The sequence below is a fragment of the Mesorhizobium sp. WSM4841 genome (assembly GCF_055811515.1).
The window spans coordinates 1-19,106 of sequence record NZ_JBVVQC010000027.1 but is presented as its reverse complement, the minus strand read 5'-3'; the positions used below and the strand labels follow the sequence as shown (position 1 = coordinate 19,106).

Genomic DNA, 19,106 nt, shown 5'->3' with positions numbered 1-19,106 from the left:
CACACGCGCCCTACTCATGCGACAGCGGACAAAGGCGATGAACGCTTTGCGCAGACATTTGGCGGAATTTGGTCTGATCGCCGCCCAAGGCGCCAAGCATCTAAGAGAGCTCATCGGGGCGATAATCGGCACCAAAGACAAAGACACCACACAACCAGGACTAGCGCGTATCGCGCTCTTGCCGCTCGCCTCTCAGCTCGTAAAACTGCCGGCGCAGATCAAAGTGCTCGAGGTCGAACTCATTGCCTGGCGTCGCTCCAACGAAGCCAACCCACGATTGGAGGGAATCCCGGGCGTAGGCTTCATTACCGCAACCGCCGTCGTGGCAACCGTGACCGATCCCTCTCACTTCACCTCTGGCCGACAGTTCGCCGCCTAGCTCGGCCTGTGCCGCGACAAAACTCGAGCGGCGGCAAGGAACGCCTCGGCTCGATCTCGAAGATGGAGATCGCTATATTCGAACGTTGCTGGTGGTCGGCGCGACTTCGGTGATCCGCTACGCGCGTGGCAAGAATGCCGCCGGCGCCCAATAAATCAACGGGCTTTTGGCCCGCCGGCCGGCGAGATCACACGTGTCTGACAGAGTGGGAGTTCGCATGTACTGCGCATGGCATGGTTGCCTTTAAAACTGCCGACCCACCGCCCGAATCGATTAGAAATTGGCTTGCAAAGACAGATCAGGGGAGATCGCGGCGACGGCAGTTTCGTTAGAGCGGGCGCCAGCCATCTGAAAACGCGATGGTAATGCCCGGGACATTATATTGGCGAACTCAACGCCAAGTGGCGCATACTTAGCGGGCAGCTGATCGAACTGCATGCGCCATCAGCCGTCCGATAAATCGAGCGAAACGAAGTGCAGATCAAAGAAGTCCTGCTCGCGCCTGGCAATGGCGCGTTTTTCTATGACGATCAGGCCGCCATTCGGTCTGGTGCGATGCAAGATGGCTTTATTTATGTCGGCGATCCGATAACGCCTGGGTTCGATCTCATTCGACGTCCAGCATCTTCGCTGGGCATTGGACTTGTCCTGTCCGACGACAACGTTGTTTGGGGCGACATGATGGCGGTCCAATACTCTGGTGCTGGCGGACGCGAACCGCTGTTCGACGCCGACCAAATCTCCAATTTGACGGAACGCGTCGTCGCGCCGCGGCTTCTCGATGTCGATGCGTCTCGCTACCTTGAAGCATGTGCCGGCGTTTTCGAACCTCACGAACATAAGCGGCTACCCCTCGCGCTTGAGTATGGCGTCAGCCAAGCGCTGCTTCGAGCAGCGGCCCATCTTCACCGCAGGACGATGGCAGAGGTCATATGTGCTGACTTTGGTCTGCCGCTGCCGACGCGCAGGGTCCCGATTTACTGCCAGAGCGGTGATGCTCGCGAAATCAACGTGGACAAAATGATCCTGAAGGGGGTGGATGTGCTTCCCCACGGCCTGATCAACTCACGGCAAAAATTTGGCGTCGGCGGTCGGACCTTCATGGAATTCGTGAAATGGGTTGCAGCGCGCACGCGCGAAATCGGCCGCCCGGGCTATCACCCGGTGCTGCATTTCGATGTATATGGCTGGATTGGCCAGGAAATCGGCTTGGATCCGCAGCGCATCGCTGACTTTATCTGCAGGGTCGCCGAGAGCGTCCCGGGTTTCACGGTGAATGTCGAGTCGCCAGCGGACTATGGTTCGACAAAAGCTCAAATTGAAAATTATGCTGAAATCGTATCGATTCTGGATAATCGAGGTTCTAGGGCACGCATCGTCGTGGATGAGAGATGCAATACGCTTGAGGACATTCGGCTCTTTGCCGAAGCGAAGGCCGCGCATCTTGTGCAAATCAAGACCCCGGATGTCGGCTCACTAGACGATACGGCTCGTGCTGTTCTCATTTGTAAGCAGAACCAAGTTGGAGCGTATGTCGGGGGAAGCTGTACGGAAACGGATCTGTCAGCCCAGGCGTCAGTCCACATTTCGGTGGCGACCCAGGCCGACATGATGCTCGCAAAGCCCGGCATGGGTGTCGACGAGGCCTTCTCAATTGTTGGGAACGAACAGAACCGGTTGCTCGCGATCCTGAACCGTCGAGCGACAAAAAATGTCCGGTGAAAAGCGCGGTGTGTCACCAATGCACAATAGCCTTGAGGGGATCACCGTCGTCACTGTGGAGCAGGCCGTTGCCGCGCCTTACGCGTCGTCTCGCCTTGCGGATGCCGGCGCCCGGGTAATCAAGATCGAACGGCCCGAAGGGGACTTTGCTCGAAACTATGACAAGTTGGTCCGGGGGCAGAGCGCTTACTTCGTCTGGCTCAACCGGGGTAAGGAGTCGGTGTGTCTGGACCTGAGATTGGAGGCGGACCGCGAGGTTCTCGATACGCTTATTGTCGAAGCTGACGTCTTTATCCAAAATCTGAAGCCGGGCAGTATCGAAAAACTGGGTTTCGGGTCTGCTGATCTGCGTCGACGACATCCGCGGCTGATCACCTGCGACATCTCTGGTTTCGGCGACACAGGGCCGTATTCCCATTTGAAGGCTTATGATCTTATCGTCCAGGCCGAAACAGGTCTATGCGCGATCACCGGCAACCAACAAGGGTCCGCGCGTGTAGGGGTCTCGGTTTGCGACATCTCCGCGGGCATGACGGCGCACAGTGCCATTCTTCAGGCACTTTATCACCGCGAGGTCACCAGCGAAGGGGCCAGCATTCAGGTGTCGTTGTTCGATGCCGTTGCCGACTGGATGAACGTGCCGGTTCTACAAAACGACTACAGCGACTATCATACGGAACGCGCCGGCGTTAAACACCCGTCGCTGGCGCCGTATGGCGCCTATCGGTGCGCCGATGGCAAAGACGTCATCTTTTCGGTTCAGAATGACCGCGAATGGGTGAATTTTTGCGAGAAGTTCCTGAAGCAGCCCGAGCTCACACGCACACCTGGTTTTGCTGACAATATGGAGCGCCTCGGTCACCGTGCGCAACTTGATGAGATCATTGAACGGCGGTTTTCTGAACTATCCTGCCACGAAGCAATGGAGGAGCTTGAGGCGGCCGGTTTGGCATATGGCCGACTGAACGAAGTTGCGGATGTTTCAAGGCATCCACATATTCGCAGGGTGCAGGTTGGAACACCCGAAGGAACCGTAGAGACGATAGCGCCGGCGGCGATTTTCAACTCTGGGCGCCCTTCGCTGCGCCCAGTTCCGGCTCTTGGCGCTCACACGGAGACTGTCCGAGAAGAGGTTCTGCGGATTTTGCGTGAAAGAGCCGCGTCGGCGTGAGCGTGCGTCTTGTCGGTAAGGCGGGTGCGCTCACGATCTACAGGAGAGCGTGTGTACCTCGGGTCATCCAGCGAATCGGCGGCCCAGCGAGCTCGCTAAAATCAGCCGCAGAGGCGACTCCATGATCAAGGACACCTTTCCGGCCATTGAAAGCGCTATGTCTGTACCCCGCTGGAGATCCCTGCTCTTCGTTCCCGCTCACGTTCCGCGCTTTGTTAAGATGGCCCATGAGCGGGGTGCAGATGGCGTCATTCTCGACCTGGAGGACTCTGTTCCCCAGGATCAGAAGGGCCAGGCACGGCGGCAGCTCCCAGAATCCGTGACAAAAGTGGGTCGTAACGGCGCGTCGGTTTTGGTCCGCGTGAACCGTGGCCTGCGCGCGCTGGCTGCCGACCTTGAAGCAGGGATCGTCGCAGGCGTCAATGCGCTTGTCCTTCCCAAGGTGGAGTCGGCCGAGTGGGTGATGGAAGTCGCTGATGCCGTGACTGAACTTGAGCACGAAAGGAATCTTGACGCGGGAAGCGTTCGGTTCGTTGCCCAGATCGAAACTCCGGGGGCATTGACGAGACTCGCGGCAATAGCTTCGGCCCATCCACGGATGGCCGCGATGGCGCTTGGCCCGGAAGATTTCAGCGCGGCCGTTGGCGGGACACCAGGTCCGGAGCTTCTTTTAGGACCGAACCTTTCGGTCTTGTTCGCCGCCCGCGCGAAAGGTCTGCTGCCTCTGGGATTCGTTGGGAGTATCGGGGAGTTCTCGGACACGCAGAAGTTCCGCGATGTCGTCATACAGGCAAGGCGGCTCGGTTTCGTCGGAGCGTTGGCAATTCATCCGACACAAGTTGCCATCCTGAATGAAGCCTTCTCGCCTAGCGCAGAGGAGTTCGAGTGGGCCCGGCGCGTGCTCGCGGCCGAAAGGGATGCTGCGGCAGAGGGTAGAGGTGCTTTTACCTTGGACGGAAAGATGGTCGATGCCCCAGTTGTCAGGAGGGCCCGTGAAATCATCGCCATGGGTCCGAAAGCCGAGTTGGGCGTTTGAACAGCTGATTTAACCCAGACTCGGACGACACGACACGAAGGTGCTCCACTTGCCTCGGCCGTGGATTGCCACGGCGATTGCTGCAGTGCGGCACAATTATTGCTTTCTCGCCATCACTTTTCGAGATAGATAGGGGGAAGTTGGGGAAAGTGCCTCAGTTGGGCTCTTCAAGTTATGGAAATTAGGCAGTTAAAATACTTCGTCGGCGTAGTCGAAGCAGGCAGCTTCACGAAGGCCGCTGCGTTCCTCAATATTGCTCAGAGCGCTCTGAGCCTGCATGTGCGTCAGTTGGAGGAAGGCTTCGGCACTCAGCTGCTGATACGCGACAGGACCGGCGTGAGCGTGACGGCGTCAGGAGCCAAACTGCTCGAACGAGCGCGGGCAATTCTCAAGGAAATTCGACTCACCGAGGCGGAATTGACCAACACAGCCGCTTCCCCTGCCGGGGAGGTGACCATTGGCATTCCGTCCGGAGCCGCTCGCGTGCTGAGCGGCCCCCTGCTTGAATCAGTGAGAGCCGAACTGCCGAGGGTCTCACTAAAGATGATCGAGGGCATGACGGGACCGCTGGAGGAGTGGATGGCTGCTGGCCGCTTCAATCTGGCAGTTCTCTACCGCACCGCGGATGGTGTGGCACGAATGACAATCTTGGCGCGCGAAGAGCTCTGTCTCGTGGTGCCGTCAGGTGAACCGCCTTTCGAAGATTCGATATCTCTGGCGGATCTACACGCGTTCCCGCTGGCGGTTCCCATGCGCAATAACAATGTCAGACGTTCGGTGGCTGACGTCGTCGCACAACACGGTTGCGCGCTGGACGTCAAGTTTGAAGTGGACTCGCTCTCAACGATCATCAACATGGTTATAGAAGGAAAAGCCCATTCTATTCTCGCCCCCTCGGCCGTTCAAAAAGAAGCCTCTCAAGGGCTGGTTAGGACGGTCAAAATCGTCGATCCGGTGATCACCCGTTCCGTCGTGCTTGCCGTAAATCCGAAAGATGAGCGTTCTGCGGCCGTCTCCGCGGTCCGCAAGCTCATTCCCAAGGTCGCCAGAGAATTAATTGAGAGTCGCGCCTGGGCAGCCGCGGCACCTGACGCGGCCTGAACTCTTCACCCTATTTGGCAAGGCTATGTCTTCTTGCGGCCATCAGGGTCAGATCGATCTGGATTCCAGATGGATTTCGGCAATATTCGATATTTGACCTGCCGCGACACTCGCGATGAAATTGGCTCAAGCGAGTTCAGCGGTTCGGTGTCGAATGGCGCTCGTATGGCAAAAATTCACATAAGTGGAGCACGCGATGTCAGACGCCAGGAGGCACGAGCTCTTCATCAACGGCAAATGGCGGGCCGGTGGTAGCAGAGCCACATTGCCGGTGATTAATCCGGCAACGGAGAAGGTATTTGCCTCGGTGGCCTCGGCGACGGTGTCGGATCTGGATGAGACCCTCGCTTCGGCAGAACGCAGCCGAAAGGCTTGGTCTTCACGGCTTGCAAAAGAACGTGCCGAAATCTTGGTAGCAGCCGCAAGAATCTTGGCAACGAAGATTGAAGCAGCAGCCAGGGAGCTGTCGGCCGAACAGGGAAAGACGGTCGCCGAAGCGACAGGTGAGTACGCGCGCGCTGTCGAAACGCTGGGATGGAACGGCAGGCATGCCGAAGAGCTGTCGGCACCGATACCGTTGGGCCCGAACCGGATGATCGTCCCGGAGCCGCTCGGTGTTGTTGCTGCCTTCACGCCCTGGAACTATCCGGCCGTTCTCATCGCCCGCAAGCTCGCCCCCGCGCTGGCGGCAGGCTGCCCGGTGATCCTCAAAGGGGCTGAAGAGACCCCGAGCGTGGCTGTCCATATCGTTGAATCGTTGCGCCAAGCAGGCATCCCCGACGGCGTGGTCAGTCTTGTCTTCGGTGTTCCGGTGCATATATCGCGGCATCTGCTCAGTTCGCCAATCGTGAAGGTCTTGACTTTCACGGGCTCAACCGCGGTTGGAAAACAGCTAGCCACGCTGGCCGCGAATAACTTGCAGCGTTGCATCCTTGAACTCGGTGGCCACTCGCCGGTCATTGTGTGCGAGGATGCCGACCTGGCAAAGGCCATACCGGCTATTTCGGAATACAAGTTCGAGTGCGCGGGCCAGAGCTGCAACGCGCCCAGCAGGATCCTCGTCGCGCGGACACTCTACGAGGAATTCCTGTCCCGGATGACGGAAGCCGCCCGCAAGATCAGGATCGGCCAACCGGACGACCCTGCAACGGAGATGGGACCGATGGCAAACGCGCGGCGAATCGAGGCCATGCAGCGTCTGACCAAGGATGCAGTCGATCGTGGCGCCCGCATCGAGACTGGTGGAACCCGCCTCGACGGACCGGGCTTTTACTGGCCGCCAACCATCCTGACAGGCGTGCCGAAGGATGCCAGAGTACTTCATGAAGAGCCGTTCGGACCGATCCTCACCGTGGCTCCGTTCGATTCGCTCGAAGAGGCCATCGAGGAAGCCAACGCCACTGAGTATGGCCTGGCCGCTTACTTCTTCACGGACGCTGCCGATGCGCAACGAAAGCTGACCATTAGTCTTTCTGCGGGCGCTGTCAGTGTGAATTACCTGAAAGGGGTATCAGCGGACGCGCCTTACGGAGGCGTCAAGCAGAGCGGCTATGGATATGAAGGCGGCGAGCAGGGGGTGCGAAGCTTCCAAATCCTGAAAATCGTGAATGGCCTTGGCTCATTTGGATGAAATCTGGTGGGAAATAGAACGCGCACCATCGCCGGCAAGGACATCACAACGAGCGTCGCCGACGCCCTTCAGTACATCTCGTACTACCATCCTCCAGATTATATCCGCTCTCTTTCGCGAGCATATGCGCGCGAACAGAGCCCGGCGGCGAAGAACGCAATAGGGCAGATTCTGCTGAACTCCCGCATGGCGGCCTTCGGGAGGCGCCCGATCTGCCAAGACACCGGCCTTGTGGTGGTCTTCGCAAAAGTCGGCATGGACACCCGCATCAAGTCAACGGTCAGTTTCGCAGATCTCGTGAATGAGGGCGTCCGTCAGGCCTATCTCGATGCGGACAATCCGCTTCGGGGATCGATCGTTGCCGATCCTCTCGCGGGGCGGGTCAACACTCGTGACAACACGCCGGCAGTCGTCCACGTTGACCTTGTGCAAGGTAATCAGATTGAGATCACCATTGCCGCAAAAGGCGGCGGGTCGGAGAACAAGGCGCGTTTCACCACCCTTATTCCCAGCGCGTCCGTTGCCGACTGGGTGGTCGATACCGTTTCCACCCTCGGCAGCGGATGGTGTCCGCCCGGCCTGATCTCTGTTGGCGTCGGCGGTAGCGCCGAAAAGGCGATGCTGCTGGCCAAGGAGGCCATGAACCAACCCATCGATATATCGGAATTGATCGCCAGGGGGCCATCAAGTGCGGAGGAGGCACTGCGGGTCGAGCTTTATGAACGAATTAATGCCCTAGGCATCGGCGCTCAGGGCCTAGGCGGCCTGACGACAGTCGTTGACGTCAAGGTTGCGACCTATCCTACCCACGCCGCGTCCAAGCCCGTGGCACTCATTCCGCAATGCGCCGCCAACCGGCACCTGAAGTTTACCTTGGACGGCTCTGGACCCATCAGGCTTCAGCCGCCCGACTTGCGCGAATGGCCCGATATTGGAACCGACGAATTGAGTCCAGCCGGCGTGCGAAGGGTCAACCTCGATGCACTTACGAAGGAAGAGACGGCATCGTGGCGCTGCGGTGAAACGCTTCTTCTGTCCGGAAAGATGCTGACAGGCCGGGACGCCGCCCACAAGAGAATCGTCGAGTTGATCGACGCCGGCAAGCCGCTTCCGTTCGATCTGCAGGGGCGCGTTATCTACTACGTTGGACCCGTCCGCGCCGTGAGAGATGAGGTCGTCGGACCGGCTGGCCCAACAACCTCCAGCCGCTTGGACGATTTTACGGACAAGGTGCTCGCCGAAACCGGGCTTTTTGCGATGGTGGGGAAAGCGGAGAGGGGACGGGCGGCCATCGAGTCGATCGTAAGGTACAAAACGCCGTATCTCATCGCAGTGGGGGGGGCTGCCTACCTAATATCAAAATCGATCAAGTCAGCGCGGCTCATTGCCTTCGAAGATCTAGGCATGGAAGCAGTCTATGAATTCGAGGTGCAGGACATGCCTGTCATCATGGCTGTCGATGTTGAGGGAAACTCCATTCACAATTCCGGGCCTTTTGAGTGGCGCAAGCGCATGGCGGCGGACAGCATCGCACGCAACATCGGCATTTGAGCCTTCCCCGCCAGGCTCGGTTGGTTGGAATCATCCCATTGCCGACAACGGCTTTAGAGCAGAAGGTCATGAAGTCGAAATCCAATCCTGCGCGCCTGGATGCTTGGGATATCCGGATTCTTTCGGAGATTCAGTCGGACGGCCGGATTTCAAAAAGTGAGCTTGCAAAACGCGTTCATCTTTCGGCTTCGGCCTGCTCGGAGCGGCTCCGTGCACTCGAGATCGCAGGGATTATTGAGGGGTTCTACGCGCGGCTGAGTCCGGCCCTCATCGGCGGCATGGTCTTTGTCATGGTGGAGGTCGTGCTGGAACGTCATCGCCTCGAGGACCAAAGACACTTCGAGACTGCGATCCGAGAATTTCCGGAAATCCTGGATTGCTGGGCTATCGGCGGGCGGATCGATTATCTGATGCGCGTCGCATCTCCTTCTATGGCTGCGTATCAGGATTTCATGGAGGGATTGTTGCAGGCAGGCCTGGGGATCGACCAGTATTACAGTCTTGTGGTGACCAAACCTGTGAAATCCAATGCGCCGGTCCCCTTGTCTTCACTAAGGCAACGGTAAACTTCACAGGCGTTGGTTTCCACGGGATCGGATCTCCATTCCGCGAATTCCGTGGCGAAACACGCGCATTCCCGTGAAACCCAAAGGAACGCTTCCCGTATAAGAGGCGGCTGCTCGAGCGTTCCCTCGATCAATGGTAGGAGAGGAATAGACGCGCCTCAGCTGTCTTGGAACATGCAACTTCCAGAGAAGGATCGAAGCTTATTGCTCGCCATGGCCGGCTAGCGGCCCAAACTTTAGGGAGCGAGCGGGTCTAGGGTACAAGATCGGCAAGCTTTGACATAAAGCAGGTCTATATCAGTCGCTATCTTTTCCGGCTACGAGACCGACCGCACATGCTCTATCCAATGGGCAGGCAACGCCGGAGCGAGCCGTGGGCGCGACTACTTCGCCGTTCTCCTTCACGTAGAAGGCAGTGAACTCATCCAAGAAGCAAGACAGATATAAGAGAAGCTTCATGTCGACAACAGTTATTGAGAACGAATGGATTGAAATGCCTGATGGGCGCAAATTGGCGGCCAAGCTTTGGCTTCCTAACTCCGAGGGGCCGTTTCCTGCTATTTTTGAATACCTGCCCTACCGCAAGCGCGATGGGACGGCAGCGCGCGATGAGACAACGCATCGCGTTTTTGCTGAAGCGGGCTACGCATGCGTACGTGTCGATATCGCGGGATCGGGCGATAGCGAAGGCCAGTTCGACGATGAATATTCAGAGCAGGAGTTGAGTGATGGCGAGATAGTTCTGGCCTGGATCGCAGCGCAGCAATGGTGCGATGGCAACGTTGGAATGACCGGCATCTCCTGGGGCGGTTTCAATGGTTTGCAGCTGGCGTATCGACGGCCACCCGCGCTGAAGGCGGTGATCAGCATGGCCTCGACCGTCGATCGTTACGCCGACGATTGTCACTTCATGGGCGGCTGCCTGCTCAGTGCGAATGTTGATTGGGCAACCCAGTTGGGTGCCTATCTCACTCGTCCGGCCGATCCCCAACTGCGTAAGGATTGGCGTGAGGATTGGATCCGACGGCTGGAAACTTTGCCTTTCTCTGCGGTTGAGTGGATGCGTCATCCCACGCGGGACGATTTCTGGAAGCACGGCTCAGTCTGCGAGGATTGGTCGCGCATTGAGGCACCGGTGCTGGCAATTACTGGCTGGGCCGACCCGTATGTTAATGCGCCGCCAGCGCTCGCAGCAAATCTTCAGGTTTCGTGCAAGGCAATGATCGGGCCCTGGGAGCATAGTTATCCCCACCTATCACGGCTCGATCCTGCAGATTTCCATTCGGAAGCGTTTCGCTGGTTCGACCGTTGGCTGAAAGGAGATCGCAACGGCGCGGAGTGCCTTCCCGCCTATCGCGTTTACATTCAGGAGCATTTCAACGCGAGCAAGGAGTACGGCCCGCGGGTGGGGCGTTGGGTGGCGGAGAAGAGCTGGCCCTCATCCCACGTGAAGGACCGGGTTCTTTCCTTGGGCTTAGATGGTTTGAAGGACAGTGGGACTGTTGGGACAGTGCCCGTCTCAAGCCCCGCGCACGTCGGTCAGGCAGGAGGGTACTACTGCCCCGGCATGCGCATCGACAACGAACTGGCCGAGGATCAGTCACCTGACGATGCTCTGTCGACCTGCTTTGACACCGCACCGCTGACCGAGCCGATGGAACTGCTCGGTCGTCCCAAGGTGAAGTTTGCCTTCTCAGTTGACAGGCCAGTGGCTCAGATTGTGGCGCGGCTGTGCGACGTCTCGCCAGGGGGCGTGTCTCAGCGGATCACCTATCGGCCGCTGAACCTGACCCATTTTGTCAGCCATGAGAGGCCGCAAGCACTGGTTCCGGGGCAGGTTTACGAAGCCGAGATAGAGCTGAACGAGTGCGCCCATCGACTGAGAACCGGACATGTGCTGCGGCTGGCGCTGTCGACCTCCTACTGGCCGCTCGTCTGGCCAGCGCCTGAGAGTGCGGTGGTCACGTTGCACCTGGAAAACAGCACACTTCACCTGCCCATTCGAACAGTTACCGAGGAAATCCCGCCCCTGAACCCCAGTCCACCACGGGAGTGTCCAAAGCTACAGACCCAGCAGTTGCGTCCGGCCAGCAGCACCTTCAAGCGGCATGCCTTGGAGGATGGCACGGTAGTCCTGGAAACTTTCGACGACTTCGGCCAGAACATCAATCCGCATCACGGAATGACGATAGGCAGCGATGTTCGGATGCACTGCAGTATCCATCCTGCCGATCCAGCGTCGGCCCAATATCTTGGCGAGTGGCATTTCACGTTCAGACGTGACGAGTGGCAGGTTGCGATTGAGACCGAACAAAGCATGAGCTGCGATTCCAAATACTTCCATCTGCGCCGCAAGGTTCGCGCCACCGAGGGATCGGGAGAAATAGAGATGTTCGCAAGAGAATGGTCCGAAGCCATTCCGCGCGAGCTGCTCTAGATGTCATTTCTATAATTGATTCAGCGCTACGAAGGCGGCCCTGTCTCGAACGGGAAAAGCTCACAAAAGGGGAACTAATATGAAGACTGATATCGCTGGTATCTTAAGCCGCCGCGACTTTCTAAAGACCGGCGCCGTGCTTGGCGGAGGAGTTGTAGCAAGCGGCATGCCGCTGTGGCAAGCTATCTGGGCAGCCCAAGGCAAGGTGCTCAGGGCCTGTTCCAATGGCGACGTCACCAAACTCGACCCCACCTTCGTCGGGCGCAGCGTAGAAATTGACGTGATTAACTGCCTTTATTCGAAGCTCATTCGTTACAAGCTGGGCTCCGAATGGGCTTGGGAGTTGGAAGCGGCAGAAAAGATCGAGCAGGTCGACCCGACGCACATTCGCTTCCGCCTGAAGAAAGGCATCAAATTCACTGGCGGCCACGGCGAAATGACCGCCAGGGACGTTAAATTCTCTTTCGAGCGCTCGATCAAGCACAACTCGCCCAGCAAGGAGTCATGGGGTTCGTTCGATCAAGTCGAGTTAGAGGACGACTATACTGGTGTGATCGTTTTCAAGACGCCATATGTACCGGTTTGGCAGGTTGCGCTCCCCAGTGAAACCGGCCAAATCGTTTCCGAGGACGCGGTAATGAAGGCAACCAAGGACGGCGGTGATTTCGGCATGAAGCCGCCAGCGTTCTCTGGTCCGTACGTGCTCGCCGACTGGAAGGCCAACCAGCACATACTCTTGACACGCAATCCGGAATGGTCAGGCCCGAAGCCGGGCTTTGACGAAATACGTATTCTACCGGTCGCCGACCTTAAGGCCCGGGAACGCGCTTATCTGGCGGGCGATGTCGACTTCACCTCTATCAGTCTGGATTCGCTGGCGAGCTTCAAGAGCAACCCGCCCGCCAACACAAAGGTCGAGGAAAGACCCTCGCTCGGTTACACCTGGATTGGCATGAATATGGATCACCCGAAGCTGAAGGACATCAACGTCCGCAAGGCGATCCAGTGGGCGATCAATGTGCCGCAGATCTTGGATGCTGCCTATTCGGGCCAAGTCAATGTGGCGACAGGCCCGATTGCTCCCGGGCTCGTCGGGCACCGTGCGAAGGCGCTCATTCCTCCAGGAGGCGATCTCGCAACAGCAAAGGAGTTTCTGGAAAAGGCCGGCGTGAACGATCTGACCTTGAGCATCGATTGCACAAACGATAGCCTTAATTCAGCCACAGCCCAGATGGTGCAAGCACAATTGTCCCAGATCGGCATTTCGGTCGAGGTCAATGCCCGAGATTCCAGCACATTCTGGACGCTCGGCATGGAATCGGAGGGCGAGCGCTGGAAGGACTTGCAGCTCATCCTAAACGGGTTCATCGGTCTGCCGGATCCGCATTACGAAGTGACTTGGTTTGTGAAAGATCAAGTGGGCGTCTGGAACTGGGAGCGCTTCCGCAGCGCGCGCTTTGACGAGCTGGTTGCTAAGGCGGTCACGATCGACGACCCGGAAGCGCGGGGGAAGCTCTACCATGAGATGCAGGATCTTATGGAAGAGTCGGGCGCCTACCGGTTCCTGACCAACGGGGCGACGCCGATAGTGTACCGCACCACGCAAATCGAAGCTGCAACCCGTCCGGACGGCAGCCCCCTCTATTTAGATTTCAAGCCGGTCTAGGCTCGAGTAACGTGATCGGGGTGGAATCATGTTGCTCTATCTCCTGAAACGCATTGTCCTTGCGGTCGCCATCACCGTGACCGCGGTGACACTTTTGTTCCTGATGATCCATGCCGTACCGGGCGATCCCGCAGTAGCGTTGCTCGGCCCCCGGGCGACCCCGGAGATGAAGGCGCAGCTCCATCAACAGATGGGGCTCGACGAACCTCTTATCGTACAGATCGCCACCTTTTTTGGCAAGTTGCTCCATGGCGACCTTGGCTTCGACGCCTTCAGCCAAAGACCTGTTGCGGACGTCGTGTTCGGGCAGCTGCCCTATACAATCGAACTGATCTTCGTCTCGATCTTGTGGGCAGTCGCGATAGCCGTGCCGCTCGGCTGCTACTCGGCAATGCGGCGCAGTTCGTTGGTTGACCAGGTGGCCGGCATCGTGACGGTGGCCACGATCGCCATTCCGTCCTTCGTGATGGCGGTTTATGCGGTGCTGATTTTTGCCGTGGCTCTGCGCTGGTTGCCAGCGATCGGGGCCGGAAATGGCTTCTGGGATGGACTTGTGCACCTCATCCTCCCAAGCTTTGCCATTGGCATCGGCTGGGTCGGATATATCTCCCGACTGGTGCGCGCATCCATGCTTGAGATCTTGGGAGAAAACCACATCCGCATGGCCCGCTCTTTTGGACTCTCGGAATGGCGCATTGTAATGAGTTACGCGCTGCCGCTCGCGATCCTGCCGACCGTGACCATACTAGGCGTAGGCATAGGTTGGCTGCTTTCTTCCTCGGTTTTTGTCGAAGTGGTCTTTGCCCGACCCGGCATCGGCGCATTGATCGTGAATGCGGTCAATACGCGGAACTATCCGATTGTGATGGGCACCGTGCTCGTCACCACGGTCCTTATTGTTGTCGCCACGACGCTCTCCGATGTGGTCAACGCATTCCTCGATCCGCGAACCCGGGAAAAGCTCTAACATGGTGAGTGTGGAAGCCATCCGTCCAGCGACCAACGATGCAATCGATACCGGCTCCTTTCGCGCCTTTTTGCGGCAATTTCGCAAAACCCGATTGGGCGTGCTCGGAGCAGTGCTTGTCGTACTCATAGCAGCAGTTGCGATCTTCGCTCCGCTCATGATCACGCACGAACCGACGCGGATCATGGTCGGGCCGCGTCTGGCCGCACCTTCACTGGATTTTCTGTTGGGCACTGACCAACTGGGCCGCGACACGTTTTCTCGCGTAGTTATGGGGGGCCGCATCCCGCTCCTCGTTGCGTTCGCCTCTCTCAGTAGTTCGCTGGCAGTCGGCCTCGTACTTGGTTTGGTCGCGGGCTTCGGTCCGCGTTGGCTCGACAATTTGCTCCTGCTTCTCTTCGATACGATACGTTCGTTTCCGGGCATCATTTTCGCGCTAGCCCTGATCGCACTTCTCGGACCAAGTCTGGCGAGCGTCATTTTAGTTATCTTAATAACGTCTATGCCCATTTACGCGCGTGTCGTGCGCACCCAGACAGAAGCGCTGCGTAGTAGTGAGTACATCGCCGCAGAGCGTAGTATGGGCGCCGGCACGGCGCGCATTCTCGCTGTGCACATACTGCCCAATGTCATCGGCCCGCTTCTCATTCTCGTGAGCATGGACGTTCCGGCCGTTATCGCCGTCGAGGCGGGTCTCAGCTTCCTGGGCATGGGCGTGCGCCCACCAACGCCCGATTGGGGAGCTATCCTCAACGATGGCTATAGCTACATTGATCAGACGCCCTGGCTTGTAATCGGCGGCGGAATTCCCATTGTCCTCGCAACGCTTGGCTTCACATTCCTGGGCGAGGCGCTGCGCGACATGTTCGATCCCAAGCTGCGGAAAGACCTATGAAACGCGAGGATTCGATTTCCCATACGTCCGCCCGGCCGCTTCTTGAGATTCGTGACCTAAACCTCGATTTCGGTACACCGCGCGGGCGCGTCCATGCCCTGCGTAACGTTTCGCTCGATGTCCCGGCCGCCCAGGTGGTTGGCATAGTCGGCGAAAGTGGATCCGGGAAGTCGACGCTCGCTTATACGGTCATGGGCCTGCTTCCAGAAAATGCAGATGTGACAGCCGGCAGCATTCTGTTCGGAGGTAAAGACCTGCTCAAGATGCCCGCTCAGGCGCGTCGTAGCCTGCTCGGCGATCATCTATCGATGATCTTTCAGGACCCGATGACGGCACTCAATCCGGTGCGGACCATCGAGAGCCAGATGATCGATATCCAGCACCGCGAACAAGGAAACCGGAGCGAAAAGCGCGCTCGTGCCCTCGAGATGCTTCACCTGGTCGGAATTCCCGATCCTCAAAGCCGTATCGGCGCCTATCCGCATCACTTCTCTGGCGGTATGCGTCAGCGCGTTTGCATTGCCATGGCGCTGCTTGTGAAACCAGCGCTCCTCGTCGCCGACGAGCCAACCACTGCGCTCGATGCAACACTGGAAGTGCAGATCATTCATTTGCTCAAGGATCTGCAAAAAGAAATTGGTTGCTCGATTCTCTTCGTCTCCCACCACCTCGGCGCGGTGGCTGAGTTGTGCGACCGGGTCGCCGTCATGTATGCGGGCGAAGTGGTGGAGGAGGGCGCCGTTCGGGACATCTTCCACAATCCTGCTCACCCTTACACGCGCGCGCTGCTTGAGTGCGATCCCGGGCGTACCAAAAAAAGCACACGCACTTTGCCGACCATCCCGGGCGAGGTGCCCAGTCTTCTGGGCAGCAAGCAGGGGTGTATCTTCCGCACGCGATGCCCGCAGGCATTTAGTCGCTGTCTGCAAGAGAACCCGGTTGAGTACCGCATCGGCGCGGACCAAGTCGCTCGATGCCATCTTCTTGCCGAAAAGCGGCTGGTTTCGGCATGAGCGCGCTGCTTCGGGTTGATGACTTACGGGTCCGCTTCCGCACGATGGGTCCGCTGAAGGCGCTCGCAACCAGGACGAAAGCCCCTTTCATCGACGCGGTATGCGGTGTGTCCTTTAAAATCGATAAGGGCGAGACACTCGCCCTTATCGGTGAAAGCGGCTCAGGCAAATCCACCATCGCGCGCACGATAGTCGGCTTGCAGCGGGCTGTCAGCGGCAGCATCAGCTTCGACGGACAGGAAATTGAGGAGCTCAGTGGGGCTGAACGCAAGCCCTACTTGCGGCGCATGGCCATGATGTTCCAGGATCCTATCGGCTCGCTGTCGCCGAGGCTGACCGTGCGATCACTGTTGACGGAGCCTTTTCGCATCCATGGATTAACGCCTCGCGATGCCGGAGGCGAAGCGGAGCGCCTGCTTCGGATGGTCGGTTTGCCGGCGGATTTTGCTCGCCGCTATCCCCATCAGCTTTCCGGAGGTCAGGCCAGGCGTGTCGGTATCGCGCGTGCTCTGGCTCTGAATCCGGACTTGATTATTGCCGATGAGCCGACCGCTGGCCTCGACGTCTCAGTACAGGGCGAGGTGCTCAATCTCCTCGCGCGGCTTCAAGACGAACTCGGCATGGCGATCCTGATTATCACGCACAATCTTAACGTTGTGCGCCACATGACCGATCGAATGGCAATCATGTACCTCGGCCGCTTTATTGAGGTCGGCTCGACCGAGCGTATCTTCGATCAACCGCGGCACCCTTACACGGCAGCGCTGCTCGCGGCCAATCCGGAGCCAGACCCGGATGCGGTGCTGAACCGGATAGAGCTCAAGGGTGAGGTGCCGAGCCTGTTGCGCCGGCCATCCGGCTGCGAGTTTCACACCCGTTGTCGTTACGCGAAGGATATCTGCAGCCGCGTCTTTCCCAAATCTTCAACAAACCCGGATAAAGCGCATCACAGCTTTAAATGCCATTTCCCGCTCGATCGCAATAGTGCCAGGGAACGACCATTCCCCGTCTCAGTCGAGCCCACCTGACGATAGGAGGCAGGACTATGAAAAAGGAAGCCCTGGGATGCAGACAAAGAACCAAACCCTCGGCGCTGTTGAGCAGCTAGCAAGGGAGCGCTCCAGTCACGGTTCCCGCGATGCAAGCAAATCCCTCAGTGCCTTTGATCAGTCAAAATGGTCTGGCCCGACGATTCCTGGGTGAACGCAACCCTCTCAAGAAGCTCGAAGCCGATCCGGATTCGGCGCTTAATAGTGCTACAACGCTGGCGCCGCAAAGCCATCCAGCCGGGCACGAAGTCCGGCGTATCGTTGTCGCCTATGACGCGATGGCTTTTGGTTGGGACGCGTCATACGTCCCTTAAGCATTGCGGTTTCCCGCGGCCGCAGGGTCGTCTCGGCCTTCATCGGCACCGCCTTTGCCCAAGAAGCGCCCGAGGCCGCAAGCACGCAATGACGCGCCGTCCCCAACCAGATCAGGCCGAACATTGTCCGGTTTTGTGAATGTGCAGGTCCTCCTAGGAATCACTGAAGTCTCGCAATCTCAGCTTCTTTGCTCAGGCCGAATGCAATACCAAATGTTAGTTATGGAGTGAACGGTCGCTGCAAGATCACCTTAAGCAACAGTAAGAGCGCTAGTACTACAGTTGCGGATCATTTGATTATGATTCCGTTCGACAGGTTATGGAGGGAGCCATGTCTGTCGCTTCGTGGTCGGGGTCACTGTTGGCTTGGGAGCAGGAGCTCGCAGCGCTGAAGGCGCGGGTTGGGCGGGTGCTTCCTCGTCGTGAGCTGCGAGAGACGGGCGCAGATTTCCTTGACGGCCTTCATTGAACGCAAGACGGGCTGGTTGATGGCTGAGCAGTCCGGAGCGGAGCGCCCCCTATCGGATGCAGTTGCTGTTGGGGCGCAGCCACTGGGACGCGGATCGGCTGCGAGGTGAGGTTCGCGATTATGTAGCGGAGGCGTTGGGCGATGAGGATGGCGTCTTGATCGTCGACGAGACGGGATTTGTGAAGAAGGGCGATCGTTCCGCCGGTGTTGCGCGTCAATACTCGGGAACGGCAGGGCGGATCGAGAACAGCCATAACGGCGTGTTCTTGGCTTACGCGAGTCGCTACGGTCAAGCGCTGGTCGATCGTCGCCTTTACCTACTGGAGAGCTGGACAAAGGATCGGGTGCGCATTTCGCAAAAGCCGGACAGGGGTTCCGCTAATTCCCGGACAGTGGTGGAGTGCACCCTCATAATGAGACAGAGAAATTGCGGGACAATTTCAGGCTTTGAGTTCAAGTACGGCATTTTTCCGGCGATTTCGATAAGGTCTGTTCGTATTCCTCCGGGGTGAGGTAGTCGAGGGCTGAGTGCAACCGTTGCCGATTGTAAACGTCTTCAATGAAGCTCGCGATACGCCGCCGGGCGTCCGAGGCATCGCGATAGGCCCAGCCTGCGACTTCTTCCTGCTTCAAGGTTTTCATGAAGCTTTCCGCACGTGCATTGTCATACGGATTGCCCACCCGGCTCATACTCGGCTGGATTCCATGCGCATGGAGGATATCGGAATAGCTGCTGCAAGCGTATTGAACTCCCCTGTCCGAGTGATGAATTAAACTGCCAGGAACTGGAGCACGTGCGGAGATCGCCATCTTCAGGGCATCAACCGCAAGGCTGGCCCGCAGGTGGAGTTCCAGGGCCCATCCGATGACCTTGCGGCTGAATGCATCAAGCACAACCGCCAAATAAGCGAACTGCTCGGCAAGGTGCAGATAGGTGATGTCGGCGACCCAAAGCTGATTGATCCCTGTCAACTCCATGCCTCGAGCAAGGTTAGACACCACCCGCCAGCTATGCCGAGAATCCGTGGTGCGCGGCACAAATGGCCGACTGCGCAAACACAAGAGATTATCCTCCCTCATCACCCGCAACACACGTTTATGGTTTGCGCCCCCACCCCACCCCCCCCCCAAGGGCCCCCG

General features: G+C 58.2%; 15 protein-coding genes and 1 pseudogene. 15 read left to right on the top strand and 1 reads right to left on the bottom strand.

All coding sequences use genetic code 11. The features are described 5' to 3' along the window. The first annotated feature begins 37 nt into the window (after positions 1-37). From AC0L14_RS25560 to AC0L14_RS25490, 15 genes and pseudogenes are all read left to right on the top strand, one after another. Positions 38-379 carry a transposase gene (locus AC0L14_RS25560; protein WP_473751129.1) on the top strand — a complete coding sequence of 114 codons (342 nt, stop codon included), beginning with the start codon at positions 38-40 and terminating at the stop codon, positions 377-379. A gap of 474 nt (positions 380-853) precedes the next feature. Next, positions 854-2,101, top strand: coding sequence for a methylaspartate ammonia-lyase (locus AC0L14_RS25555; RefSeq protein ID WP_473751128.1), 1,248 nt, complete (start codon positions 854-856; stop codon positions 2,099-2,101). Between the two features lie 19 nt (positions 2,102-2,120). Next, positions 2,121-3,272 carry a CaiB/BaiF CoA transferase family protein gene (locus AC0L14_RS25550; protein ID WP_473751186.1) on the top strand — a complete coding sequence of 384 codons (1,152 nt, stop codon included), beginning with the start codon at positions 2,121-2,123 and terminating at the stop codon, positions 3,270-3,272. 121 nt (positions 3,273-3,393) lie between these two features. Beyond that, positions 3,394-4,308: an HpcH/HpaI aldolase/citrate lyase family protein gene (locus tag AC0L14_RS25545; protein ID WP_473751127.1), complete on the top strand. Its 915-nt coding sequence runs from the start codon at positions 3,394-3,396 to the stop codon at positions 4,306-4,308. Positions 4,309-4,482: 174 nt separating this feature from the next. Next, positions 4,483-5,409: a LysR family transcriptional regulator gene (locus AC0L14_RS25540; RefSeq protein WP_473751126.1), complete on the top strand. Its 927-nt coding sequence runs from the start codon at positions 4,483-4,485 to the stop codon at positions 5,407-5,409. Between the two features lie 196 nt (positions 5,410-5,605). Next, a complete protein-coding gene (locus AC0L14_RS25535; RefSeq protein ID WP_473751125.1) occupies positions 5,606-7,039 on the top strand; it encodes an NAD-dependent succinate-semialdehyde dehydrogenase in 1,434 nt (477 codons plus the stop codon). Positions 7,040-7,045: 6 nt separating this feature from the next. After that, positions 7,046-8,590: a fumarate hydratase gene (locus AC0L14_RS25530; protein ID WP_473751124.1), complete on the top strand. Its 1,545-nt coding sequence runs from the start codon at positions 7,046-7,048 to the stop codon at positions 8,588-8,590. A 68-nt stretch (positions 8,591-8,658) separates the two neighbouring features. Further along, a complete protein-coding gene (locus AC0L14_RS25525) occupies positions 8,659-9,156 on the top strand; it encodes an Lrp/AsnC family transcriptional regulator (protein ID WP_473751123.1) in 498 nt (165 codons plus the stop codon). Positions 9,157-9,613: 457 nt separating this feature from the next. After that, positions 9,614-11,593, top strand: coding sequence for a CocE/NonD family hydrolase (locus AC0L14_RS25520; protein WP_473751122.1), 1,980 nt, complete (start codon positions 9,614-9,616; stop codon positions 11,591-11,593). Positions 11,594-11,672: 79 nt separating this feature from the next. After that, complete coding sequence (locus AC0L14_RS25515; protein WP_473751121.1) at positions 11,673-13,259, top strand: ABC transporter substrate-binding protein; 1,587 nt, start codon at positions 11,673-11,675, stop codon at positions 13,257-13,259. A 28-nt stretch (positions 13,260-13,287) separates the two neighbouring features. Next, positions 13,288-14,226: an ABC transporter permease gene (locus AC0L14_RS25510; protein WP_473751120.1), complete on the top strand. Its 939-nt coding sequence runs from the start codon at positions 13,288-13,290 to the stop codon at positions 14,224-14,226. A 1-nt stretch (position 14,227) separates the two neighbouring features. Continuing rightward, positions 14,228-15,121: an ABC transporter permease gene (locus AC0L14_RS25505; protein ID WP_473751119.1), complete on the top strand. Its 894-nt coding sequence runs from the start codon at positions 14,228-14,230 to the stop codon at positions 15,119-15,121. Continuing rightward, positions 15,118-16,134, top strand: a complete 1,017-nt coding sequence (locus AC0L14_RS25500; protein ID WP_473751118.1) for an ABC transporter ATP-binding protein — start codon at positions 15,118-15,120, stop codon at positions 16,132-16,134. The genes AC0L14_RS25505 and AC0L14_RS25500 overlap by 4 nt, the downstream gene beginning before the upstream one ends. Continuing rightward, complete coding sequence (locus AC0L14_RS25495; RefSeq protein ID WP_473751117.1) at positions 16,131-17,162, top strand: ABC transporter ATP-binding protein; 1,032 nt, start codon at positions 16,131-16,133, stop codon at positions 17,160-17,162. The genes AC0L14_RS25500 and AC0L14_RS25495 overlap by 4 nt, the downstream gene beginning before the upstream one ends. 787 nt (positions 17,163-17,949) lie before the next feature. Continuing rightward, positions 17,950-18,316, top strand: a pseudogene (locus tag AC0L14_RS25490) (IS701 family transposase); the annotation flags it as partial. 103 nt (positions 18,317-18,419) lie between these two features. Here the strand turns inward: AC0L14_RS25490 and AC0L14_RS25485 are convergent. After that, the gene (locus tag AC0L14_RS25485) at positions 18,420-19,097 is read right to left on the bottom strand and encodes an IS3 family transposase (protein ID WP_473751185.1); all 678 of its coding nucleotides are present in this window, start codon (positions 19,095-19,097) and stop codon (positions 18,420-18,422) included. Positions 19,098-19,106: the final 9 nt, after the last annotated feature.